Here is a 24,503-nt window from a genome sequence, read left to right as displayed (position 1 = left end):
AACTAAAAATCCATTACTGCTAGTCCCGTTGTGTGAAAAAAGGCGAGGTTGGGACAGAAGGCCTCTAAAAAGGCGTACACAATTCTTAAAAAGAGTTGTGCACGCCTTTTACTTTGAAAAATTTCTTATAAATTTTGATTGAAATATATCATGGGCACAGGTTAAAGGACTGAAAATGTAGTTCCTTAGCCGTGAAAGAGGATGAAATCGAGACCTTGGCTCGATTTCAAATTGAAAGACCTTGGTTTTCAATGATCCCACGGCTCACAAGGAACGTACACTATAAGGACGAAAAATCTATGATTTTAATCTTTTGTCCCAACCTCTTCTTTGATAAAAATCGTTCATTAATTATTTTGCATCGTTACTTGCACGTTCACTTTGCTGCAATTTCCATGATTGCTTCAATGTACCAAATAGTCCTTTATCAGAATACGTAAGGACATTGGTCTTGTAAAATTTGGTTGAAATCCATAAACAAAAAATTGAAAAAACGAGCGAAATCAAAACTGCTGCCCATAATTCACCGGTCGACACTGTTTCTGCTGCGATTCTAAATGGCATGACGAAGGGTGTAAAGAAGGGAATGTGAGATGAAATTTTCACAAACGTATTATTTGAAAAAGACATCCCGAACATACCAATATAAAAGCCTGCTAAACTCAACATCATAATAGGGGTGATCATTTTATTGACATCCTGAACATTTGATACCAAAGAACCTAAGAAAGCCGCTAACACCGAGTATGTCACAATGCCCAAGAAAGCGAAAACTAGTGACCATACAATCACGGGCATGGCGGTTTGCATTAAACTATTTATCGTCTCTCCTTCTAGTAAAACTTGTATCTCAGCCGGTAACTGTGTATTTACAAGATACATGTATGCCCCGACAACTAGGACAGCATAGAAGGCTACCTGGGTTAATAGTACTAAGAAAATCCCTAACATTTTACCCATAAAATGTTCCGTCGCTGAAATAGAAGATAGAATGATTTCCATTATGCGGGAACCTTTCTCCACGGCAATTTCCTGTGAAATAATGGAAATGTAATTCGCAACAAACATAAATACTATAAATGAAGCGATATACGCCACCCCTTGACGAACGAGTGCGTTAATATCTTGGCTTCGTTCACTTGTTCCTTTTTGGAAATTGAGTGCTGTCGTTTCAATAGCCACGGTTGACTCAATCAAATCTTGAGCCTCATCTTCTGTTAAGCCCATATTCGCCGCACGATTAGTCGTCTGAACGCCCTTTAATGCATCTTGAAAAACAGTAACTGAAACATTTTTCCCACTCGTGTCACGATAAAACTTGCCTTGAATATTGCTTGGATCACTGTCATTAATTGCTAAATACCCATCGATTGTCCCATTTGTGAGCGCCTCTTTCGCCTGATTCTCATCATCCATATAGGTTAATTCATTCGCATCTTGATTATATGTTTCTATGGCTTGAATGGTTTGATCTTCGCCACCAACTATCGCAACTTTCCCAACACTTTCGGATGCCGTCGCTGAACCAATAATCGCCGATATACCAAGAATGACGATACCAAGTATGATTGGGCTCAGTAATAAGAAAATAAAGGTCCCCGACTTGACATTCTTTTTATATACTTCTTCAATTACTGTGCTGATATGACTAGTGTTCATGCTTGCCACCTACCTCCATTTTAAAGATTTCATCTAGTGTTGGCGCTTGTTGGCTAAACTCTTGAATATATTGACCTTTTGAAATAATGTCGAACAAACTTCTACCATAGGTTTCATCCGCAAGCATTAATTTGTATTCTCCAGGCGCCACTTCCAGCACGTTGGTTACACCTTCTAAGGCCTTTAAATTCTCTGCCTGCCAACCATCTGCTTTGACAAATAAACGCGTTTGTCCATATGATTTACGCACTTCATCAATTGTGCCATAAAGTTTTTGTTGCCCATTATCTATCATAATCACCGTGTCACAAATTGCTTGTACATTCGCCATATTATGGCTAGAAAATATAATACATGAACCCTTATCACGTAATTCTAGTATACCCTGCATGAGATATTCTGCATTCACAGGGTCCAAGCCAGAGAAAGGCTCATCCAATATCACAAGTGCTGGCTCATGAATCAAGGTTGCAATCAGTTGTACTTTTTGTTGGTTCCCTTTAGACAAGGTTTTTATCTTATCTTTACGGTCACCTTTCACATTAAATTTTGTCATCCATTCGTCAATTTTGTTATTGATATCTGCCTTTTTCATACCTCGCAAACGAGCAAAGTACATGATTTGTTGCTCTATGGTCATCTTCTCATATAACCCTCGTTCTTCAGGCAAATAACCTACAGTATTATAGACGGTTGCCATCTGCATGGGTTTATTTTGCCAAAGCACGCGACCGTTATTTTCTGGTGTTAAAAAATTTAAAATCATTCGAAAAACGGTCGTTTTACCCGAACCGTTTTGGCCAACAATACCTAGTATAGTACTGGGTTGAATTTCGAAACTTACATCATCTACTGCAACTTTATTACCAAAGGTTTTTCGCAGGTGTTCTACTTGTAACATGCAAGTACCCCCTTTATAAATTAGATTTTTTCTTGAAATTTTATGACATCGTTTTCACCATCAATATAGCATACCTGTCTGTAAAAACATAGAATTTATATAGAATAAGTAATAAAACAATGCAAAAAAATACTCCCTGATATTTCAGGAAGTATCTATTTATTATGCCCGTGGATGTGCTTTGGTATAAATATCTTTCATATGTTGGGCATGAATATGCGTATAAATTTGCGTTGTAGAAATATCTGAATGGCCTAGTAATTCTTGGACAACCCGTAAATCTGCCCCATTTTCAAGTAAATGTGTCGCAAAGGAATGGCGTAAGGTATGAGGACTGATATCTTTAGAGATATTAGCCATCATAACTAGTTTCTTCAGATTTTTCCAAACACCCTGTCTAGATAAAGGTGTACCGTGATTATTGACAAATAAATAATTTTGGGCTGCCTCTTCATCTTTGACTAATTTTGGTCGACCTTCTTGGAGATAGCGTTGCAGCCATTCTTCGGCCACTTCACCGATAGGAACAATACGTTCCTTGTTGCCCTTACCAATCGTTTGGATGAAACCCATATCTAAGTGAATGTCCGTCAGTTGGATGTGAATGATTTCAGATACCCGCATACCAGTCGAGTAAAGTGTTTCAAGCAAAGTTCGATCACGCAAACCAAGTGGCTTAGCAATATCAGGCGTTGATAGTAAACGGTCAACTTCTTCGAGCGTTAAGACAGATGGCAAGTGCTGTGTCTTTTTGGGTAAAGAAATTTTTTCCATAGGATTATCTGTAATTTCTCCGTCTAGTTTTAAGTATCGGAAGAAATGGCGCAAAGTCGACACATAGTGGGACCTAGTCGATGTGGCCAGGTTTTCTTCATGCATCCATTTGAGATGTTCCAAGATACTATCTTGATGAATCTGTTGGATACTTTCAATTTTCTGGCGTTCCAGATAAAGCGTCATACGTTGTAATTCTTGTTTATAGGAAATAATTGAGTTGTCAGCTAAACCTTCTTCTACACGCAAGGTATTTAAGAAATCTTCAATTGCTACTGCTAACTTCATATTTATCCCTTCTTTAATCTATGTCGACTAAGTTATTTCAGTTTGATTCCGCCGTCTACTTGTTCTATTTGTTTGTTTTTCAACAAGTTACCCACAGCGCGTTTAAATTGTGCTTTTGAAATACCAAAGTAGCTACGGATATCATCCGGATTAGATTTGTCATGATATGGTAAGAAGTGGTTATCTGAACGTTCTAATAAGGCTAAAATCATTTGTGCATCTTCAGAAATAACTGTGTATGCTAAAGGCTTCAATGAAATGTTCAAGTTACCATTTTGACCGATACCAATAACGCGGCCTTCAACTTCTTGGCCTAAACGCGGCTCTTCCAAACGTTCACTTTCATGAATGAAGGCTAAGAAATAATCGTCAGTAATCACGTATGTACCCACGATTTTAGCATGGTAAACAGTCCCTTTTACTTCTTGGTTTGTCCAAGATTTTGATTGTGGTGAAAGTTTATTCGTAATTTGTTGAAAAATAGAATCATCTGCTAATTTACCCCAAACGCGGTCTTTAGCATCGACTTCTAGTCGAATAAACAAACGATCATCTTTTTTAGGCCACAAGTGTTTTTCACTTGGTAGATCGTCTAATGAAATAACGATTTCTTTATCTGGCAAACCAATGTCGACAAATACACCTAAGTCTTTACGTACCATGGTTACGGTTGACCAACCGTAACGATCTTGACGAACGTCTGGTAATTTAGTTGTCATCATCTTGTTGTGTTTCATGTTTTCATATATAAAACCCAGGACAGCATCACCAATGGCATGGTCGCCTTCTGTTTTATCTAATTGGTAGGTAATACCATCTTTTTGAACTGAATAATATTTATCATTTTGGTCAATCACCAATGCACTTGTCACAGTTCCTAGTTCTACGCTCATATTCTATCTCCTTTAAGGCTTTGTTTCTCTTGTTATTGTATCATATCTCATGAACACTTGGCCGCAGCTTATTGTTATAAACAATTGATTATACGTTATTTCGAGCTAAAGGTAAACAAAAAGAAAGTTAGCCCCAGCAGACACACGTCCTAATGAGACCAACTTTCTAATTTATAGATATCTTTGAATGGTTTTTGCAGTTTGAAAAGCATTGGATTTTTGCACATCCAAGGTGAAATTAGCTGTTTCTATATACAAAGGAATGCGTCGATTGTATTTTGCTAACATTTCTTCTCTCGTATTTACCTTCACCAACGGTCTTTGCACTTTTGCGGGATTATGGCGACTAATTCTACGCCAAGATGTTTCAAATACATCTTGCATATAGAATACCTGGTCTTGCTCTTTTAACAATTGACGACATTCGGCTGTTTCAACGACACCACCACCTGTTGAGATGACAGCTTGGTTTAAATCCGGATTTTGTAGTAAGGATTTTAATACAGCTAATTCAATTTGGCGAAAATGACTTTCCCCACCTTCAGCAAATATATCTGAAATTGATTTACCTGCCTGTTCTTCGATATAGGTATCCATGTCTACAAAAGGAATAGCTAAATCTTCAGCTAAGGCCCGTCCAACGGTGGTTTTTCCCACACCCATAAACCCAGTTAAAATGATTGGCATTTCTTTCAAAACCTCCTCTTTGAAATGATGAATTTAGTCGACGATCCGAGCTAAATCATCAAAGAAGCTTGGAAATGAGATGTTTACGGCTTCTGCATCTGTTAAATGAACCGTACCTTCTTCAACCAGTAAGGCTGCAATTTGCAGCATCATACCGATTCGATGGTCACCGTGGCTATCAACATCTGCTGCATGCAATTGTGTAGGACCTGTAATAATCATACCATCTTCCGTTTCAATAATATTGGCACCCATTTTATTTAATTCTTGTGCCGTTACTTGTATACGATCAGTTTCCTTAACCTTCAATTCTTGTGCATCACGGATAATCGTCTGCCCTTCAGCTTGCGTTGCTGCAAGTGCGATAATCGGAATTTCATCGATTAGGGTAGGAATGATATCGCCACCAAATTCAGTTCCTTTTAAAACACTTGAACGAACTGTTAAATCAGCACTTAAGCCCGTTGCCTTATAATTTGTTTCAATCAAGCCACCCATGTCTTTTAAAACTTGAATGATACCTGCACGTGTTGGATTTAAACCAACATTCGGCATGCGCAATTGACTGTCTTTCACTAATAAGGCCGCCACAATAAAGAAAGCCGCTGAAGAAATATCAGCAGGTACTTGCACGTCACTAGCTGTCAATGTTTGGCCACCTTCAAGTGAAATGTCTTTATCATTCACTTCAATATTCACGCCAAATTGACGTAACATGCGTTCCGTGTGATCTCTTGATTTTTCTTTTTCGTGAATAATGGTTGTGCCTTTAGCTGATAAACCAGCCAGAAGGATAGATGATTTTACTTGGGCAGAAGCAACTGGCATATCATATTCAATCGCATTTAAATGGTCTACCGGTTGGATGTATAATGGTGCAAATTCGCTGCCCTCAGAACCAGAAATAGAGGCACCCATTTGGCGTAATGGAATCATGACCCGATTCATTGGACGTTTAGACAAGGATGCATCACCAATCATTTTCAATTTAAAGGGAAATCCTGAAAATAAACCGGCTAATAAACGCATCGTTGTACCAGAATTACCAGCATCTAAAGCCCCATTTGGCGCTTGTAAGCCTTCTATCCCTTTACCATGAACAACCACTGAACCATCTTCTAATTCATCAATCTGTACACCCAGACTACGGAAAATATTCATGGTTGAGATACAGTCCTCTGCATGCAAGAAACCCGTAATTTTGCTGGTACCATGAGCAATTGCTGCAAACATGATTGAACGGTGGGAAATCGATTTATCCCCAGGAATCACAATTTCACCTTGTATGCGATTGGCATTGGTTAATAGTTCTTTCATGGATGATTACTCTCCTTCTGTTTGCCACATATCAGGGTTTTTCGCGTATTCACGGTAAGCTTCTACTGCTTTAATTAATTCATTGTAGTCATCATGTGGGAATTTCTCTAAAATAGCTTGTGCTAATTCCATCGCAATGACGGTTTCACCAATAATTGCAGCACGTGGAACAGCCGTGATATCTGAACGTTCAATTGAGGCCTTGTATGGTTCTTTGCTGTAAATATCCACTGATTGTAATGGATGGTATTGTGTTGGAATTGGTTTCTTGTAACCACGCACGATAATCGGCATACCTGTAGTCATACCACCTTCTAAACCACCCATATGGTTGCTTAGTCGGTAGAAACCATATGTTTCAGAATAGGCGATTTCATCCATTAATTCATTTCCGAAACGACGTGCAACCTCAACGCCATCACCAATTTCAGCGGCTTTGAAGGCATTAATAGATACCATTGCGCCAACAAGTTTAGCATCTAATTTTTTGTCCCAGTGTGTGTACGATCCTAGGCCAGCTGGTACGTTCTTAGCGATGACTTCAATAACCCCACCAAGTGTGGTACCATCTTTTTTCGCTTGGTCAATTTTGGCTTTGATTTCTTCATCAATTGAAGGATCAATCATTTTCAATTCAGATTCATCTGTTTTTTGACGTAACTCATCATGTGATAAGTCTAATCCTTCTACCTTACCTTCAACGCCACCAAGTGCTTTTACGTAAGCAATAACTTTAATGCCTAAACCTTCTAATAATTGTTCTGCAATTGAACCAACTGCTACACGCATGGTTGTTTCACGTGCTGAAGAACGTTCTAATACATTACGTAAATCTTTAAAATGATATTTAATACCACCGACCAAATCAGCGTGACCAGGACGGGGATGATGAACGGTACGACGTTTTTTAATACCGTCTTCAACATCATCAGCGCTCATAATTTCAGTCCACTTTTTGAAGTCTCGATTTTCAACAATCAAAGTAATTGGTGAACCTAATGTTTTCCCGTGACGCACACCTGATGTGATACGGACTTCATCACGTTCAATTTTCATACGGTTTCCTGCACCATAACCCATTTGGCGTCGTGCAAGGTTTTCGTTAATTTTCTCTATGTCGATTGGTAAGTTGGCTGGTACACCCTCAATGATCGCTGTTTCTAAAGGACCATGTGATTCTCCAGCAGTAATGAAACGTAACATGTACTGTTTCCCCCTAATATTCTTTAGTCTCTGTATCATTTTATCCTTAAATTAACATTGGGGCAATTATATTTACAAAATAATTAGAAAATAATGAAAAAAACATAAAAAAGGTGATTGGGATTTTATGCCCAACCACCTTTTTATCAAATGTCTGAATATTCAATGTGTGTCGATGAAAGAAAGTGAATTAGATAGTTGTTGTTGCGCCAGCGTATACAATACCGCGACGAGCATCAACTGTTACTAATTGACCATTTTGAATTGCTGAAGTAGCGTCAGTTGCACCAACGATAACTGGCACACCATTTTCGATACCTAATACAGCTGCATGGCTAGTTAAACCACCTTTTTCAACGATTACAGCGGCAGCAGTTTTAATTGCGTCGTTGTAGTCATTATCAGTATTGTTTACTACTAATACTGAGTTTGGTTTTACGTTAGCGTTAGCAGTTGCTGCATCAGTAGCAATTACTGCATGTCCAACAACAGATTTTTCACCGATACCAGTACCAGAAACTAATTTTTCACCAATTACTTGGATCTTCATTAAGTTTGTTGTACCTTTTTCACCAACTGGTACACCAGCTGAGATAATAATTAAATCGCCGTCTTTAGCGTAACCTGAATCTTTAGCAACAGTACCAGCTAGTGACATCATTTCATCTGTTGAAGTTGGTTTTTCAACAACAAATGGTTCAACACCCCATGCTAATACTAATTTACGTGCTTGGCTTTCAGAGAAAGTTAAAGCAATAATTTTAGCGTCTGGACGATATTTAGAAATCATTTTAGCTGTGTGACCTGATTCAGTTGCAGCTACAATTGTAGAAACTTGTAAGCTACGAGCTGTATAAGCAACAGATTGGCTGATAGCTTCTGCCATGTCAGAATCATCACGTTTTAAATCGCCAATTTTTGTCTTAGATAAAGCTTGACCTTCAGTAACTAAAGCAATACGGTTCATTGTTTGAACAGATTCAACTGGATAGTCACCAGCAGCTGTTTCACCTGAAAGCATAATTGCGTCTGTACCATCTAAGATAGCGTTGGCAACGTCAGATGCTTCTGCACGTGTAGGACGTGGGTTACGTTGCATAGAGTCTAACATTTGAGTCGCAGTAATAACTGGTTTACCAGCTAAATTACATTGACGAATCATGTCTTTTTGAACGATTGGTACTTGTTCAGCTGGAATTTCTACCCCTAAGTCACCACGGGCGACCATTAAACCATCAGATACAGATAAAATTTCTGCTAAGTTATCTACACCTTCTTGGCTTTCAATTTTAGGGATAATTTGAACGCTTTCGTTACCAGTTTCTTCTAAAATTTCACGAATTTCTAAGACATCACTAGCTTTACGAACGAATGAAGCTGCAATATAGTCGATGTCGTTTTCTAAACCGAAACGAATATCGCTTGCATCTTTATCAGTGATACCAGGTAATTGAATAGATACACCTGGAACGTTAACACCTTTTTTGTCTTTGATGATTCCTGTATTTTGAACTTCAGTAACGATTTCGTTATTTTCAGTATCAATAGCAGTAACTAATAAGTCAACCAAACCATCATCGATTAAGATATGAGACCCTTCAGCAACATCATTAATTAATTCAGTGTAAGTGATAGAGAATTTACTTGCGTCCCCTTCCACTTCATGCATTGCAACACGTACTTCAGAACCTTTTTCTAAAGTTACAGGTTTGTGATCTTTCATGTTGTTTGTACGAATTTCAGGACCTTTTGTATCTAATAAGATAGCTACGCGACGGCCGGTAATTTTTGATGCTTCACGAATATTATTGATTCGTGCTAAATGTTCTTCGTGGTCACCATGTGAGAAGTTTAAACGTGCAACGTTCATACCTGACTCAATAAGTTTAACTAATGTTTCTACTGATTCTGATGCTGGTCCGATGGTACATACAATCTTGGTGTTTTTTTCCATAATGATTAATGCATCCTTTCTTGTCTTAGAAAATATTAAAATGAAATTTCAGTGTTAATGTTGTATAACTTGACTTGGTTATCGTGAGAATGACCTTTTGATTCTAGTGCTTCATTGATGTCTGTAGCAACAATTTTTTCGCCCATCATACCAACACAAACGCCGGCAGCACCTTCGTGAATCAATTCAACTGCTTTGTAACCAAATAAGGCTGCTAATACACGGTCACGGGCTGTTGGTGCACCACCACGTTGTACGTGCTAAAACGGTAACACGTGCATGGTAATCATCGTATTCGTATAATTTATCAGCAAATTCATGCCCTTCCATTACACCTTCAGCTAAAACGATGATAGAGTGTTTTTTACCACGTTTACGGCCAGATTCGATATTGGCAACAATTTCATCCATGTTGAAATCTGTTTCAGGGATGATGATTTGTTCTGCTCCTGAACCAATACCAGTCCAAACAGCAATATCGCCTGCGTTACGCCCCATAACTTCAATAATGAAAGTACGTAAGTGACTTGTTGCAGTATCACGGATCTTATCAATTGCTTCTAGGGCTGTATTACATGCAGTGTCAAAACCAATAGTATATTCAGTACCAGGGATATCGTTATCGATTGTACCTGGAATACCAACTGTTTGAATACCTTCTGCAGCTAAAGCAGCGGCACCACGGTATGAACCGTCTCCACCGATAACAACTAATGAGTCAATACCGTGTTTCTTCAATTGATCAATTGCAGGTTGGCGTCCCTCTGCATCCTTAAATTCAGGATAACGGGCTGTATACAACATCGTACCACCACGAGCAGTTAAATCACTAACATCGCGTTCTTCCATTTGGAAGATGTCACCTTCGGCTAAGCACGGTAACCATAACGAATACCAAATACTTCGTCTCCATCATGAATTGCTTTACGGACAACCGCTCTGATAGCAGCGTTCATACCAGGAGCGTCTCCACCACTAGTTAAAACTCCTATACGTTTTCCCATATTTCCACCTCAATTAATTTATTTACAGTCTTATTCTACCATTATTCATGGCTAATGTCTTACGTTTTCTTATTTTGTGCAAAATTGTACATGTACCAAGTGATTATTTGACAACCACATTTTCTGGTCCATAGACCTCTATCAGATAAGCGATTGCTTCCTGACTTCCATCAATAGCATACTTTGGTGCTAGCCAGTAGTTTTCTTGACTATCTTGAATGGTAAAATGCATCCGAATTGAACCCGGATGGCGACCAATCACGGACAATAATTCACCTTTTAATGCGCTAGCGGTATTTTTATCCTTGACACGAATATAACATTTTTTACCTATTACAGGGGCAGCATCTTGTTTTGTGTCGTTCACAAATGGCTTAGTTGCCTCAGGATGATGACCCACTTGCTTAGCCAATTTCATCAGATAGGCTTGGGTTTGCTCATCCAAAGGCCAGCCTTTGGTTAGGACAACTTGTAGCTCGTCGTTTCGCATTTGTGTCTGGCCATAGACAAGCAAGGTGTTCCCTTGATTCAATTGTTTCGCGTAAGCAATGTAAGGTTCAGGAAAGGCAGTTACTGATACTTGACCTGTTTGATCTTCAATCGTCACAAAGGCCATTGGTTGATTCTTCTTGGTCGTAATTCTTTTGACGGAGGTTACTTCTCCAATAAAATAGGCTTTATCATTTGCTTTCAAATTTTCAATATATTGAATGGCACCTGACTGATAGAATTGCTCGAAATCCTCAAAGAGGTTAATAGACAAAGCTTGTCCCAGTGTAGCCATTTCATTTTCGATTAAGGTATGTTGATCAAATTCATCAATTTTATCGATTTTGGGTGCAAATAAAGTAGATAAATCATCGTCCCCTAACAAAGATGTTTGTAGCTGCTGATCCTTATGGAAAAGTTGTTCATGCGTTATCATTTTGGGAATGGCTTCTAGTTCTAATGTTCGTCGGTTATAGCCAAACGAATCTAGGGCACCAGCTTGGGCCAATTTAATCAATATATCTTCTTTTAAGGATAATTTCCCTAGACGTTGGATGAAATCATTGAAATCTTTAAAGGGACCGTCAATTTCGCGATTTTCAATAATTTCTTCGATTGCTCGTTTAGGAATACCCCGTATATCCCCTAAACCTAACCGTAGTTGATGGGCATCAACGACACTTAATCCATAATAGGAACTTTGAATGTCTGGATTTATCACCGTTACGCCATGGCTTTTGGCTTCAAGAATGAGATTCTTCCCTTTTTTATCGTAAATCCGAGTATGTTTTAAATTACCAAAGTAAAATGCGACAGGATAATTCGCTTTAATCCATGCTAATTGATAAGCCAAGTAAGAATAGGCAAAAGAATGTGATTTGTTAAAACCATAATTTGCAAATGCTTCAATGTAGTCATAAATTTGAATTGCAGTATTTTCTTCATAACCCTCTTGTACTGCACCTTGAACAAATTTCTGACGCATCGTATCAATTGTTTCGTGTTTCTTTTTACCAATGGCTCTACGCAGAATATCGGCTTCTCCCAAACTAAAACCCGCAATTTTTTGGGTTACCTGCATAACTTGTTCTTGGTATACCATGATGCCATATGTAGGTGATAAAATCTCGATTAAATCTGGATGCGGATAGATAATTGGTTCACGCCCGTGCTTTCTAGCGACAAAATGTGGTATTTGCTGGACTGGTCCTGGCCTAAAAAGCGCGTTAACAGCTACAATGTCTTCAATTGAAGTTGGCGCCACTTGTTTCAACACATTTTTGATACCATCTGATTCAAACTGGAACACCCCATTAGTGTCTGCTTTACGGAAAAGAGCAAATGTTTTACCATCATCCAATGGAATATCTAAGGCATTTAATTTGCTGCCTGTTAATCTATGGATAGCCTCCAGTGCGTCATGTAATATCGTTAAATTGGATAAACTTAAAAAATCGACTTTCAGCAAGCCAACTGCTTCGACATCCCCCATAGTATATTGGGTATTCGGTATGTGCGTTGATGAAGTCTGCAGCGGTGTATACAATGTTAATGGTTGATCTGAGATGACAACCCCAGCTGCATGCGTCGATACATGACGCGGTAAGCCTTCCAATTTTCGGGCTGTGTCAAACCATAATTGTCCCATCTCTTCCTTAGCGATAAGTTCTTTCAATTTAGGTGATTTTTCATAAACCTCACTTAAATTTTCTGATGGAATATTCGGATTGTTGCCAACTGTATTCGCCCACTCTGAAAGTGTTACTTGGGCTTTACCAAATACTGATCCAACATTTCGTAAGGCTTGTCGTGCCCCAAAAGTACCAAATGTAGCGATTTGTGCCACATGATTGGCCCCATATTTCCGGTAGACATAATTTAATACATCTTGGCGTTTATCATCTGGGAAATCCAAATCAATATCCGGCATATTTTGTCTTTCTGGATTCAAAAAACGTTCAAACAGCAAATCATTGGCAATCGGATCAACATCCGTAATTTTCAAGACATAGGCCACTAATGCACCTGCTGCCGATCCACGTCCAGGTCCCGTTTGAATATCATGTTGATGGGCATAGTTCATTACATCCCAGACAATTAGGAAATAATCATCAAAACCCATATCATGGATAACCCCTAATTCATAATCTAAACGTTCTTGATATTCAGGTCCATGATGGCTCACCCTAGCCTCTAATCCGGCTTGTGCCAAGGCACGTAAATAGGATTTTGTGTCTGAGAAATCCTCAGGAATCACATATTTAGGTAACAAAGTTTTGGCTTCAGGCGTCTCCAAACGAACACTTGCTACAATTTCCGCCAGATTGTTCCATGCCTCATCTAATTTGTCCTCTTGGTATAAAGTGGTCCATGCATCATTGGTTCGCAAATAATGGTGCCCTTGCATTTGTTGAAGGCTTGCGATATCAGTCATTTGTTGGTTATCACCGATGGCTGATAAGACTTTTTGCGTGAAAAAATCATCTGCATGTAAATATTGAATCTGCGGCATGGCCAACACAGGAATATCTGCCGTTTTTGCTAAATGCAACACGGCTTCTTCATGAAAACGTTCATTCTCTATGGCAGAAAGACCAATATACAATTGACCATTCGCAATTTTGGACCGCCACCAAGCCAAATCAGACATGAGTTGGCGATTATCAATACTGCCATTATCCATTTTCAAATAGCGCATGTGCATACCATTTACCGCAGCAAAAATAAGAATCCAGTCATTAGCATGGGCTGCAATTTGCTCGTAGACAGCTTGTTTACCTGGATTCTCTGTTAATTTTAGATACGACGAAAGGGCCATCAAATCTTGATAGCCTTGGTAGTTTTTGCAAAAATAACCATTTCTTCTGTCATATGGTCAACTTGAATTTGGACAGTCAATCCCACTAAGGGTTGAATATGATGTTTTTGGCAAGCACGGATAAATGCGAGTGCCCCTGACATCACATTGATATCAGCTAAACCCAAATGCGTATAACCAAGTTTTTTACCTGCAGCCACGTAGGCTTCTACAGACATGGGACTTGTTAGTAAGGAATAGGCGGAATTTACATGTAATGGTACAAACATCAGGCACCCTCCTTTTCAATCTTTTTGTACAAATTATGCTTCTTCAGGGAAGAATTGACGGTTACGATTTTTCGCAGCATCAATATCTTCTGCTGATAAAGCTGGATCAATAAATTGCGGTCCGCGTAAGAACATCGCATCACCGAATGAGAAGAAACGATACTTCTCTTCCACTGCATGTTGATATGCGATTAGCACGTGATCACGACCTGCAAAAGCTGACACCAACATAATTAGTGTTGATTTTGGTAAATGAAAGTTGGTAATGAAGGCATCGACCACTGTAAATGTATAACCTGGTGCGATAAAAATATCCGTCCACCCTGAATCAGCTTTAATCTCACCTTTAAATTTCGTCCCAATTGTCTCCAAGGTACGAATAGAGGTAGTACCAACAGCCACCACTTTATGTCCATTTTCTTTGGCGTTGCGGATTTTTTCGGCATTTATTTCGTCTAAACGATAAAATTCTGAATGCATTTTATGGTCATCAATATCATCTACAGAAACCGGACGGAAGGTTCCTAGTCCAACATGTAGTGTTAAGTAGGCGATTTCTACACCTTTTGCTGCTAATTCTGTCATAAATGCTTGCGTAAAATGTAACCCAGCTGTGGGTGCTGCGGCCGATCCATTTTCTTTGGCATAGACTGTTTGATAACGATCTGGATCATCCAATTTTTCCTTGATGTATGGTGGCAATGGCATTTCACCCAAAGCTTCTAATACCTCTAGGAAAATACCATCATATTGGAATTCAATTATGCGGCCACCATGTTCCAAAACCTCAGTTACAACCGCTTTTAATTGACCATCACCGAAGACGATTTCTGTACCTACATAGATGCGGCGTGCTGGTTTTACTAAGGTTTCCCATCGGTCACCTGAAATATTGTTTAATAATAATACCTCAACATGGCCACTCGTATCAGGTCTAATTCCGTGTAATCGCGCAGGTAAAACTCGGGTATTATTTAATACCAAGACATCCCCAGGATTTAATTCGCTAGCAATATCTGGAAAATGACCATCCGTAAATTCACCTGATTGGGCATCTAATTTGAGTAAACGACTTGCCAGGCGATCCTCAATTGGTACTTGAGCAATTAATTCTTCTGGCAAATCAAAATCAAAATCATTTGTTGTTAAAGTCACTTAAATTTCCTCCGTATATGGTAGACCTAGATGATCATAGGCCTTTGGTGTTGCCATCCGGCCTCGTGGTGTTCTTTGCAAGAAGCCATTTTGAATCAAATAGGGTTCATACATATCTTCTATTGTTGTTGTTTCTTCTGAAATATTCGCTGCTATAGTAGACAGACCCACTGGACCCCCACCATAATAGCGAATTATGACCTCTAAAATCTTGCGGTCAGTTTCATCCAATCCGGCATCATCCACTTTTAGAATGCGCAAGGCTTGGTCAGTAATGGGATTATCAATCAGCCCATTTTCATGGTATACCTGCGCAAAATCGCGGACACGCTTTAATAAACGGTTAGCGATACGAGGTGTACCCCGTGAACGCATACCGATTTCGATGGCAGCTTGATCTTCAATTGGCACATCAAATAAGCGGGCCGTTCTTTTTACAATCGTCGCTAATTCGTCCACATTATAATAACGTAGATGTTGAACGATACCAAAACGGTGGCGTAGGGGTGCTGACAAGGAACCAGGTCGCGTCGTTGCCCCAATTAAGGTAAATGGTGGTAGTGGGAAGTGTACAGGATGGGCACCTTCATCTTGGCCAATAATGATATCGACTTGGTAGTCTTCCATAGCTGAATAAAGCATTTCCTCAACCACCCGTGGCAAACGATGAATTTCATCAATAAATAAGACATCACCAGGGCCTAATTCATTTAATAAGACTAATAAATCCCCCGTTTTTTCGATAGCGGGTCCAGATGTCGTTTGGATTTTTACGCCCATCTCATTGGCAATGATATTGGCTAGCGTTGTCTTCCCTAAACCTGGTGGTCCATATAAAAGAACATGATCCAAGGCTTCTTCACGGTTTTCTGCTGCTTGAATATAGATGGCTAATTCTTCTTTTAATTCTGTTTGACCAATATATTCACGCAAAAATTGTGGACGAAGCGATAGTTCACTATCCTCATCTACATCTGCTTGCCCCTTGTGGACTTGCCCATTATGAACAATTTCAATATCGATTTCATCTTGCCATTCATCTTCTTCATAAGGTGTCACGGCTAGCTACCCCTTTCTAATGTCTTTTTACCGCGTAATAAACTTCAACGCAATGCGAATTGCTTCCGCAGTTGTAGTCACTGAGGTGAAGTCAGCATGTTTCACAACACGGGCAATTTCTCTTTGTGAGTAACCTAATGAAGCCATGGCATCTTCCAATTCTTGCATGAAAGGTAACTGCGTTTGCACTTCATTTTCAGTTTCGCTTGCGATTTCAGTTAAAGCCTCGTTATCTGTTGTTAGGGCTAACACTTTTACAAGTTTCCCTTTTAAATCCAAGATGATTTGCCCAGCTGTTTTCTTACCTACACCTGGGAATTTCATTAGGAATGTAGCATCTTCTGCTTCAATGGCACGAACTAAACCTGTGTTATCGTCTAAAGAGAGAATTGATAAGGCAGATTTAGGACCAATCCCTGAAACGGAAATCAATTGAAGGAAGATAATTTTTTCTACCTGACTTTTAAAACCATATAAACGGATATCATTTTCTGAAACGGATTGATATAACCAGATTTTGCTTGGCGTATCTATGCCAATTTTGTCTGTAAAACGATAAGGATTGGCCATATAAATATAATAGCCAATCCCATTTGTTTCGAGTACAAGGGCATCTGGGTAGACACTATCAACCCGACCTATCATAAACTCGTACATATTCTTATTTCACTAAGCCTTTTAATTCGCCATAGCCTTCTTTGTCCATATCTGCTAGTGGTACAAAGCGTAATGATGCAGAGTTGATGCAGTAACGTAATCCACCTAGTTCAGCAGGGCCATCATTGAATACGTGACCTAAATGTGAATCAGCATCTTTAGAGCGAACTTCAATACGGCGCATACCGTATGTATTGTCTTCTAACTCTTCAATTTCATCGTCTGCGATTGGTTTAGAGAATGAAGGCCAACCACAACCAGCATCGTATTTATCACTTGATGTAAATAAGGGTTTACCACTTACGATATCAACGTAAATTCCTTGTTCATAAAAGTCATCATATTGTCCTGTAAATGGACGTTCTGTTGCAGCATTTTGTGTAACTTCATATTCTAAATCTGTTAATTCTCTTAAGCGTAATTCTTTGTTAAATTCTGTCATGTGAAACTTCCTTTCAAATTTTGGTTTCGATACTATCATTTATAGTAGGGCCACTATGGTTAGTCATATTCTATCATATCCATTAGCTATACACGAAAATTCCGACCCTACTCACTTAAATTTGCGGTGATTGATGTGGATCTTGGATACGTTTAAACATGCGTTCAATTTCATAATTTGAAAAATGTACTAAAACAGGACGACCATGCGGACAATTATATGGATTCTTGGTATAAGCTAAATCATGTAGTAGTTGTTTAGCTTGTAGGTCATTTAAATAATGATTGGCTTTAATAGATCGTTTACAAGACATCATAATGGCCGTTGCTTCACGGTAATCTGCTACTGTAGCTTTGGGGTCTTCTAGTACCAAATCTATCAAATCTTCCACAATTTTTTGAATATTCTTTTTCCCCATCCATAAGGGGTGCTGTTGTAATTGGAAAGAGGTTGGTCCGAAGGGTTCCAAATCAACCCCCATCTCCAATAATTTTGGTAACACACCTTGAATTTGTTGGGCTTGCGCCAAAGCAAAATCGAATACAATCGGCAGCAATAGCGTCTGCATGGCGGTACCAAATTCGACGATAATGTCACGGTAGTATTCATATTTAATCCGCTCTTGGGCCGCATGTTGGTCAATTAAATACATGCCTGTTTCATTCTCAGCAATCAGATAGGTCCCCTGCATTTGGCCAATATAGGTCAATTCAGGGAAGGACAAATTGCGTTGAATCATTTCCTTATCGGCAGTAACTACGTTGTTGATGGTTTGCCAAACCGGCTTGTCATGATTTACAGGTGCCGCTACTTCAGCTTCTGTATCCAGATAAGGCAGTTCTTCAGGCTCATCTTGACCTGCTTCATCTGTTTCATCAATTGCTGCAACTTGAACCAAGTCTTGTAGGTAGGTTGGGACTGGATGGATATGTTCTTCTGTAGCAGCATCATCTTGGTCAAAATTTATGTGCGCATTCGGCGCTCCTTGGCTGTTGGTCGAACTAGTGAAATCAAAACTGGCCTGTTCCCCAATATAGTCACTAGGACCATCGAAGGTCTGGTAAGTATTTTGTTCAATATAAGAACTGTCACTTTGCTCGTCCGGATAAATATAGGTGTCGTCTAAGCCAGTGTCTTCATCTTCAAAGACATCCGGAATACGTTGTACAGGTTGCAAGGCGGCTACAATGGCATCGCGAATCATGTCATATAACAAGTCTTCTTTAGAAATCCGTACCTCTTGCTTGGTTGGATGGACGTTGACATCGATTAGTTGCGGGTCGAGTTCGATGTAGATAACGGCGATTGGATAACGGCCGACCATAAGCTTAGAACCGTAGCCCTTAATAATGGCTTGGTTAAGTTTATAGTTCTTGATGTATCGCCCATTCACAAATAACGACAGGTAGGATTTTGAAGCACGGGTCAGGGTTGGCATAGAGGCAAAGCCTGATACATGGAAATCTAGATTTTCATTATTGATGGGCACCATGTCTTTAGCTTGTCTAAAGCCATAAATCGCCGCTAAAACCTCATTGACACGTCCTTTTCCGTTTGTTGTCAGCAAGGTTTTTCCGTCATGCTCATAACGGAATTGAATATTTGGATGACCTAGCGCTTCCCGGTTAATAATGTCAGTAATATGCGATAATTCGGTTGATAAGGCCTTAAGATATTTCAAGCGTGCAGGTGTGTTGTAAAAAAGATTCTCCACTAAAATCGAAGTACCGCGTCTTAGGGCAGATGCTTTTTGATCAACGATTTCCCCATCCTTTAAATAAATTTCACTAGATGTTTCACCGTCTGAGGTATTCATCGTAACTTCAGAAACAGACGCAATAGACGGCAAAGCTTCCCCTCGAAAACCCAAAGACCTAATACGGAACAGATCATTAGATGTAAATATTTTTGAGGTGGCGTGGCGTTTAAAAGCTAAACTCACCTGATCGGCAGGAATACCCTTCCCGTTATCAATCACCTGAATGGACCGCAAGCCAGCTTCTTTAATAATTATTGAAATTTCACTTGCTTCTGCATCAATAGCATTTTCAACGAGCTCTTTGACAACTGAGGCTGGTCGTTCCACCACTTCCCCAGCTGCAATTTGGTTGGCAACTTGAATTGGTAATTCTTGAATGGCCATAAACATCTTCCTTTATAACTTGTTCTTTAGGTCAGCTAATAGATTTAAGGCTTGAATTGGCGTTAAATTATAAATATCCTCTTGCTTCAATTGGTCTAATACATCAACCTCTGATTGTGATACCACGAGACCTTGGTTTGCGGTAGCTATATCGTCTTCCGCTAAACTAAATAAGGATATTTGTTGGTCTTTATTTACTTCATTAAGGTTATTCGCTTCTAGGTCTTTTAAGACAGCCTGAGCATTCTTCAATAGTGAATCTGGCATGCCAGCTAACTTGGCTACATGAATGCCGTAAGATTTATCCGTTGCACCATCAAACACCTTATGTAAAAAGACCAATTCCCCATCCTCTTCACTTGCACCTACATGTATATTGCGCAGATGAGGCAAGCTTTCTTCTAGGGCTGTTAACTCATGGTAATGTGTCGAGAATAAAACTTTCGCATCAAAATGGTCATGTATATAAATTAAGATGGCTTGGGCTAAGGCAATACCATCATAGGTTGAGGTTCCTCGTCCCAATTCATCGAATAATAATAGAGAGGCATCGGTTGCATGTTGTAAGGCTTGATTAGCTTCCATCATTTCTACCATAAAAGTAGATTGACCCGCTAACAAGTCATCCGCCGCTCCAATTCGGGTAAATATTTTATCAAAAATCGGTAAACGTGCTTCTGTTGCCGGCACAAAACAGCCCATTTGAGCCAGAATGACTATTAAACCTAATTGTCGCATGTAGGTTGATTTACCAGACATATTCGGCCCTGTAATCATTAGTATACTGGTATCTGGATCCATGATAATGTCGTTGGGTACAAATTTATCTTGACCAATTACCCCTTCGACAACCGGATGACGTGAATCTTTTAGGAATAAATCACGTTTATCCGTCGTAAAAATTGGTTTAACATATTGATGGCTTTCAGAGATTTCAGCTAGCGCTTGTAATACATCAATCGTTGCAACCGTTTGGGCGATGCGTTGTAAGACAACTTGATGTTGTTTCACAGCCTCCCGTACTTCTTGGAATAAACGATGTTCTAAGATTTGTGATTGTTCCTCAGCCTCTAAAATCTTGGCTTCCATTTCTTTTAGTTCTGGCGTAATAAATCGTTCTGCATTGGTTAAGGTTTGCTTGCGGTCATAACGCCCTTCCTCTAATAAGTGAAGGTTGGCTTTTGTGACCTCAATGTAGTAACCAAATACCTTATTGTAGCCTACTTTTAAGGATTTAATACCTGTTTTCGCACGTTCATCCGCTTGCAATTGTGCTATCCACTGTTGACCATTACGCATGGCATCGCGGTATTCGTCTAATTGGGGATCAAATCCATCCGCAATGACATTCCCGTCCTTTAATGTTGCAGGCGCATCTTCCTTGATTGCCGCTTGAATCATACCAGTCAATTCTGGTAAATCCGTAATGTTGCGCCGAATTTGGGCCCAAACATCAGTATTTTCATTGTCAGCTACAATTTGATCTAGGGTTGCAATAATGCCTGGTACGCGCGATAAGGATTGGTTTAATTGCAATAGTTCCTTAGGATTTACATTGCCCATGGCCACCTTAGCAACTAAACGTTCTAAATCATAGACACCATGCAATAGGTCTTTGATTTCTAAACGTTCAAAGTAATGCTCAATTAAATCTTCTACTTGATTTTGACGTTGCTCTATCGCATTTAAAGAAATCAGTGGGCGGTCTAACCATTGTTTGAGTAAGCGGAAGCCCATAGCCGTTTCAGTTTTATTTAAGAAGGCTAAGAGCGAACCTTGGCGTTTTTTGGTACGTACAGATTCTGTTAATTCCAGATTGGCTTTGGCATAGTAATCCATGTGCAAGTAATGCGCCACTTCATAATGTCTGGCCGTTTGCCAATGGTCAATGGCTTGATGAGACATTGAATTTACGTAGGCGAGTAAGGTAACAATACCGTCTAATTCTGCTGCATCACCTATATCGGTCAAAACATCTTGGTAGCGTGCTTGTGTTTCATTTTTTGTTTCGTAGGTCACATTGAAATGAGATAAGGTAAAATTTTGTAAATGCTGTAATTGTTCAACATCATTCGCCTGAATAGCTTCGGAAACTACCAGTTCTTTGGATTGTAATTGGGCAAATTCTGTTAGTACAGCATTAAAATCGTCAAGGGTTGTCACCTTTAGTTCACCGGTGCCCACATCAGAAAAGGCCAAAATATATTGATTGTTGGCCAGCGTCAAAGCAGCTAAATAGTTGTTTTCATTGATACCGATACTTTCATTTAAATAAGTTCCCGGTGTGATGACTTTAACAATTCCTCTTTTGACCATTCCCTTCGTTAACTTGGGGTCTTCTAATTGCTCTGCAATAGCTACCTTGTAGCCTTGGCTAACTAGCGTTTTGATATATTCACTTGCAGAGTGATAAGGAATCCCACACATAGGGATTGGATCTTCCGCGTTTTTATTTCGACTGGTTAATGTAATTTCTAGAATTTGGGCAGCCTTTAAGGCATCCTCATTAAACATTTCATAAAAGTCCCCTAAGCGGAAAAATAAAAAGGCATCCGGATGTTGGGCTTTCATTTCGTTATATTGCACCATCATTGGTGTCTCTTTCGTTTTTTGTGGCATGATTTTCAACTCACTTTAATTATGATTTCAGTAAAATTTACTTCGTTTTTTTAGTACTTGTAAACAAGGTTCATCTTTATTATTTTACCATAAAACACACTACATGTATGAATCCCCCACTTGAAGACAGGTGGGCATTAGCAACCCACTCTTTTAGAAAAGCGTTAGCTCTTTTGGCGTTCACCTTTTAAATATTTAGGTATACCTGATTTAATTATTTACAGTCACCCTTTATAGGCGTATGATAAATACGGTTAATAAATCAATCTTAAGAAAATATCATTGCAGAAAAGGTGACCCCATGGAAGAAGAATCCGCCCTACATCATAAACGTCAAAAATTACAACACAATGTTTCCCTAGCCGAAATCAATGGCAGTATTACTGTTCCCGAAGGTAAAAGCTTTTGGCGGACGCTACTGGCATACTCAGGTCCTGGCGCCTTAGTTGCTGTTGGCTATATGGATCCAGGAAACTGGTCAACATCGATTACTGGTGGCCAAAATTTCCAATACTTATTAATGTCAGTTATTCTGATGTCCTCGCTGATAGCCATGCTACTTCAATATATGGCTGCAAAATTAGGCATTGTCACACAACGCGACTTAGCGCAAGCTATCCGTAAGCGTACCAGCAAACACTTATCCTTTGTTCTATGGATTATTACAGAATTAGCTATTATGGCAACCGATATTGCGGAAGTTATCGGTGCAGCCATTGCCCTATACCTACTCTTCAATATCCCTTTAATGCTGGCCGTTTTGATTACCGTCTTTGATGTACTACTCTTATTATTACTCACCCATATTGGTTTTCGGAAGATTGAAGGACTTGTCGTTGCGCTAATCTTTGTCATTCTATTTGTATTTGTCTATCAAGTCGCATTATCAAATCCGAGTATCTCTAACATCATGGCTTCCTTTATGCCAACGCCCAAAGTTTTTGCGTCAAGCCCTACCGTGAATGGTATGACACCGCTAACCGGTGCTTTAGGGATTATTGGGGCAACCATCATGCCACATAATTTATTTCTTCATTCAGCGATTTCCCAAAGTCGTAAAGTGGATCGAAGCAACGAAGCACAAATTGCGAATGCCGTACGATTTACCATGTGGGATTCTAATATCCAACTGGGTCTAGCTTTTATCGTTAATGCACTATTGTTAGTTATGGGGGCAGCCGTCTTCAAAACGGGTGCAGTAAACGACCCTTCCTTTTTTGGCTTGTATGATGCGCTCTCAAATCCTGAAATCATGGCTAACGGCGTTTTAGCTAACTTGGCTGGTAAAGGTGTTTTAGCAACCTTATTTGCCGTAGCCTTACTTGCATCCGGTCAAAATGCTACGATTACCGGTACTTTGACTGGACAGGTCATTATGGAAGGATTTATTCAATTAAAATTACCACTATGGGTGCGCCGATTAGTAACACGTCTATTGGCTATTGTGCCAGTTGTTGTAAGTGTCTATTTTACAAGCAAAAAAGGTACTATAGATGAACATATTGCTTTAAATAACTTGATGAACAATTCTCAAGTTTTCTTAGCCTTCGCCTTACCATTTTCTATGATGCCATTATTGATGCTAACAAATGACGAGAAAGAAATGGGGAATCAATTTAAAAACTCCCGTATAGTTAAGGGGCTTGGTTGGATAGCTGTCATCCTTTTGACCGGTTTAAATTTGCTAGGTTTACCGGATGAAATCCTTTCCTTCTTTGGAGATAATCCTAGTCTTGGTCAAACTAACCTTGCACATTGGATTGCTGCTATCATTATTATCTTCATCATTAGCCTTTTAACTTGGACCATCTATGATATATCTAAATTCAGTAACAAACATAAAATCGAAGCATAACAAAGAGGCTGGGATAAAAAATTAAAATCAAAGATTTTTCATCCTTACAGTGTACGTTCATTGTGAGCCGTGGGACCATTGAAAGCCAAGGTATTTCAATTTGAAATCGAGCCAAGGTCTCGATTTCATCCTCTTTCACGGCTAAGTAACTACACTTTCAGCCCTTTAACCTGCTCCCATGATATATTTCAATCAAAATTGGTAAGAATTTTTCAAAGTAAAAGGCGTACACAACTCTTTTTAAGTAAAAGCCAGCTTTCGCTTCTTTAATGAAGTTCTCCATTGTGCCACGTTTGGCATAGAGAGAAAAGATGGTA

The 24,503-nt window shown here is 39.3% G+C and carries 17 protein-coding genes and 1 pseudogene; 1 reads left to right on the top strand and 17 read right to left on the bottom strand.

Going from position 1 to position 24,503, the window contains the following annotated elements; all coding sequences use genetic code 11:
* Nucleotides 1–351 precede the first annotated feature (351 nt).
* The 17 genes and pseudogenes from B9P78_RS04450 to mutS form a co-directional block, all read right to left on the bottom strand.
* Nucleotides 352–1,659, bottom strand: coding sequence for an ABC transporter permease (locus tag B9P78_RS04450; protein ID WP_094518324.1), 1,308 nt, complete (start codon nt 1,657–1,659; stop codon nt 352–354).
* Entirely contained in the window at nt 1,649–2,560 is a 912-nt protein-coding gene (locus B9P78_RS04445; protein WP_094518323.1) for an ABC transporter ATP-binding protein, read from the bottom strand. Before B9P78_RS04445 ends, B9P78_RS04450 begins: the two co-directional genes overlap by 11 nt.
* A gap of 162 nt (nt 2,561–2,722) precedes the next feature.
* Nucleotides 2,723–3,622, bottom strand: a complete 900-nt coding sequence (gene xerD, locus B9P78_RS04440) for a site-specific tyrosine recombinase XerD (protein WP_094518322.1) — start codon at nt 3,620–3,622, stop codon at nt 2,723–2,725.
* Between the two features lie 32 nt (nt 3,623–3,654).
* Nucleotides 3,655–4,515, bottom strand: coding sequence for a S1 RNA-binding domain-containing protein (locus B9P78_RS04435; protein ID WP_094518321.1), 861 nt, complete (start codon nt 4,513–4,515; stop codon nt 3,655–3,657).
* 171 nt (nt 4,516–4,686) lie between these two features.
* Entirely contained in the window at nt 4,687–5,202 is a 516-nt protein-coding gene (locus tag B9P78_RS04430; RefSeq protein ID WP_094518320.1) for a shikimate kinase, read from the bottom strand.
* Nucleotides 5,203–5,235: 33 nt separating this feature from the next.
* Nucleotides 5,236–6,519, bottom strand: coding sequence for a 3-phosphoshikimate 1-carboxyvinyltransferase (aroA, locus tag B9P78_RS04425; RefSeq protein WP_094518319.1), 1,284 nt, complete (start codon nt 6,517–6,519; stop codon nt 5,236–5,238).
* Nucleotides 6,520–6,525: 6 nt separating this feature from the next.
* Complete coding sequence (aroC, locus tag B9P78_RS04420; RefSeq protein WP_094518318.1) at nt 6,526–7,722, bottom strand: chorismate synthase; 1,197 nt, start codon at nt 7,720–7,722, stop codon at nt 6,526–6,528.
* A 190-nt stretch (nt 7,723–7,912) separates the two neighbouring features.
* The gene (pyk, locus tag B9P78_RS04415) at nt 7,913–9,676 is read right to left on the bottom strand and encodes a pyruvate kinase (RefSeq protein ID WP_094518317.1); all 1,764 of its coding nucleotides are present in this window, start codon (nt 9,674–9,676) and stop codon (nt 7,913–7,915) included.
* Nucleotides 9,677–9,711: 35 nt separating this feature from the next.
* Nucleotides 9,712–10,680 (bottom strand): annotated as a pseudogene (gene pfkA / locus B9P78_RS04410) (6-phosphofructokinase).
* Between the two features lie 103 nt (nt 10,681–10,783).
* A complete protein-coding gene (locus B9P78_RS04405) occupies nt 10,784–13,987 on the bottom strand; it encodes a DNA polymerase III subunit alpha (protein WP_233487709.1) in 3,204 nt (1,067 codons plus the stop codon).
* Entirely contained in the window at nt 13,987–14,256 is a 270-nt protein-coding gene (locus B9P78_RS10110; RefSeq protein WP_233487707.1) for a PHP domain-containing protein, read from the bottom strand. Before B9P78_RS10110 ends, B9P78_RS04405 begins: the two co-directional genes overlap by 1 nt.
* A 33-nt stretch (nt 14,257–14,289) precedes the next feature.
* Nucleotides 14,290–15,411 (bottom strand): tRNA preQ1(34) S-adenosylmethionine ribosyltransferase-isomerase QueA, encoded by a 1,122-nt coding sequence (queA, locus tag B9P78_RS04400; RefSeq protein ID WP_094518316.1) that lies wholly within the window; start codon nt 15,409–15,411, stop codon nt 14,290–14,292.
* Nucleotides 15,412–16,422 carry a Holliday junction branch migration DNA helicase RuvB gene (gene ruvB / locus B9P78_RS04395; protein WP_233487708.1) on the bottom strand — a complete coding sequence of 337 codons (1,011 nt, stop codon included), beginning with the start codon at nt 16,420–16,422 and terminating at the stop codon, nt 15,412–15,414. It abuts the gene before it with no gap.
* Nucleotides 16,423–16,497: 75 nt separating this feature from the next.
* Nucleotides 16,498–17,127, bottom strand: coding sequence for a Holliday junction branch migration protein RuvA (gene ruvA / locus B9P78_RS04390; protein ID WP_094518315.1), 630 nt, complete (start codon nt 17,125–17,127; stop codon nt 16,498–16,500).
* A 4-nt stretch (nt 17,128–17,131) separates the two neighbouring features.
* Complete coding sequence (gene msrB / locus B9P78_RS04385) at nt 17,132–17,569, bottom strand: peptide-methionine (R)-S-oxide reductase MsrB (protein WP_094518314.1); 438 nt, start codon at nt 17,567–17,569, stop codon at nt 17,132–17,134.
* A gap of 115 nt (nt 17,570–17,684) precedes the next feature.
* The gene (gene mutL / locus B9P78_RS04380; RefSeq protein WP_094518313.1) at nt 17,685–19,712 is read right to left on the bottom strand and encodes a DNA mismatch repair endonuclease MutL; all 2,028 of its coding nucleotides are present in this window, start codon (nt 19,710–19,712) and stop codon (nt 17,685–17,687) included.
* 12 nt (nt 19,713–19,724) lie between these two features.
* Complete coding sequence (mutS, locus tag B9P78_RS04375) at nt 19,725–22,331, bottom strand: DNA mismatch repair protein MutS (protein ID WP_094518312.1); 2,607 nt, start codon at nt 22,329–22,331, stop codon at nt 19,725–19,727.
* Between the two features lie 301 nt (nt 22,332–22,632).
* On the opposite strand from mutS, the gene B9P78_RS04370 reads away from it, so the two are divergent.
* Nucleotides 22,633–24,186, top strand: coding sequence for an Nramp family divalent metal transporter (locus B9P78_RS04370; RefSeq protein ID WP_094518311.1), 1,554 nt, complete (start codon nt 22,633–22,635; stop codon nt 24,184–24,186).
* The last annotated feature ends 317 nt before the right edge of the window (nt 24,187–24,503 follow it).

The sequence above is a fragment of the Aerococcus sp. 1KP-2016 genome (assembly GCF_002252085.1).
Lineage (GTDB): Bacteria > Bacillota > Bacilli > Lactobacillales > Aerococcaceae > Aerococcus.
The sequence above is the reverse complement of the archived record's forward strand: the minus strand, read 5'-3'. Positions and strand labels throughout refer to the sequence as shown.

What these genes read in the sequence shown, in the direction of transcription:
- B9P78_RS04450 (WP_094518324.1), bottom strand. Translation starts at nt 1,659, where the DNA reads ATGAACACTAGTCATATCAGCACAGTAATTGAAGAAGTATATAAAAAG.
- B9P78_RS04445 (WP_094518323.1), bottom strand. Translation starts at nt 2,560, where the DNA reads ATGTTACAAGTAGAACACCTGCGAAAAACCTTTGGTAATAAAGTTGCA.
- xerD (WP_094518322.1), bottom strand. Translation starts at nt 3,622, where the DNA reads ATGAAGTTAGCAGTAGCAATTGAAGATTTCTTAAATACCTTGCGTGTA.
- B9P78_RS04435 (WP_094518321.1), bottom strand. Translation starts at nt 4,515, where the DNA reads ATGAGCGTAGAACTAGGAACTGTGACAAGTGCATTGGTGATTGACCAA.
- B9P78_RS04430 (WP_094518320.1), bottom strand. Translation starts at nt 5,202, where the DNA reads ATGCCAATCATTTTAACTGGGTTTATGGGTGTGGGAAAAACCACCGTT.
- aroA (WP_094518319.1), bottom strand. Translation starts at nt 6,519, where the DNA reads ATGAAAGAACTATTAACCAATGCCAATCGCATACAAGGTGAAATTGTG.
- aroC (WP_094518318.1), bottom strand. Translation starts at nt 7,722, where the DNA reads ATGTTACGTTTCATTACTGCTGGAGAATCACATGGTCCTTTAGAAACA.
- pyk (WP_094518317.1), bottom strand. Translation starts at nt 9,676, where the DNA reads ATGGAAAAAAACACCAAGATTGTATGTACCATCGGACCAGCATCAGAA.
- B9P78_RS04405 (WP_233487709.1), bottom strand. Translation starts at nt 13,987, where the DNA reads ATGGCCCTTTCGTCGTATCTAAAATTAACAGAGAATCCAGGTAAACAA.
- B9P78_RS10110 (WP_233487707.1), bottom strand. Translation starts at nt 14,256, where the DNA reads ATGTTTGTACCATTACATGTAAATTCCGCCTATTCCTTACTAACAAGT.
- ruvA (WP_094518315.1), bottom strand. Translation starts at nt 17,127, where the DNA reads ATGTACGAGTTTATGATAGGTCGGGTTGATAGTGTCTACCCAGATGCC.
- msrB (WP_094518314.1), bottom strand. Translation starts at nt 17,569, where the DNA reads ATGACAGAATTTAACAAAGAATTACGCTTAAGAGAATTAACAGATTTA.
- mutL (WP_094518313.1), bottom strand. Translation starts at nt 19,712, where the DNA reads ATGGCCATTCAAGAATTACCAATTCAAGTTGCCAACCAAATTGCAGCT.
- mutS (WP_094518312.1), bottom strand. Translation starts at nt 22,331, where the DNA reads ATGCCACAAAAAACGAAAGAGACACCAATGATGGTGCAATATAACGAA.
- B9P78_RS04370 (WP_094518311.1), top strand. Translation starts at nt 22,633, where the DNA reads ATGGAAGAAGAATCCGCCCTACATCATAAACGTCAAAAATTACAACAC.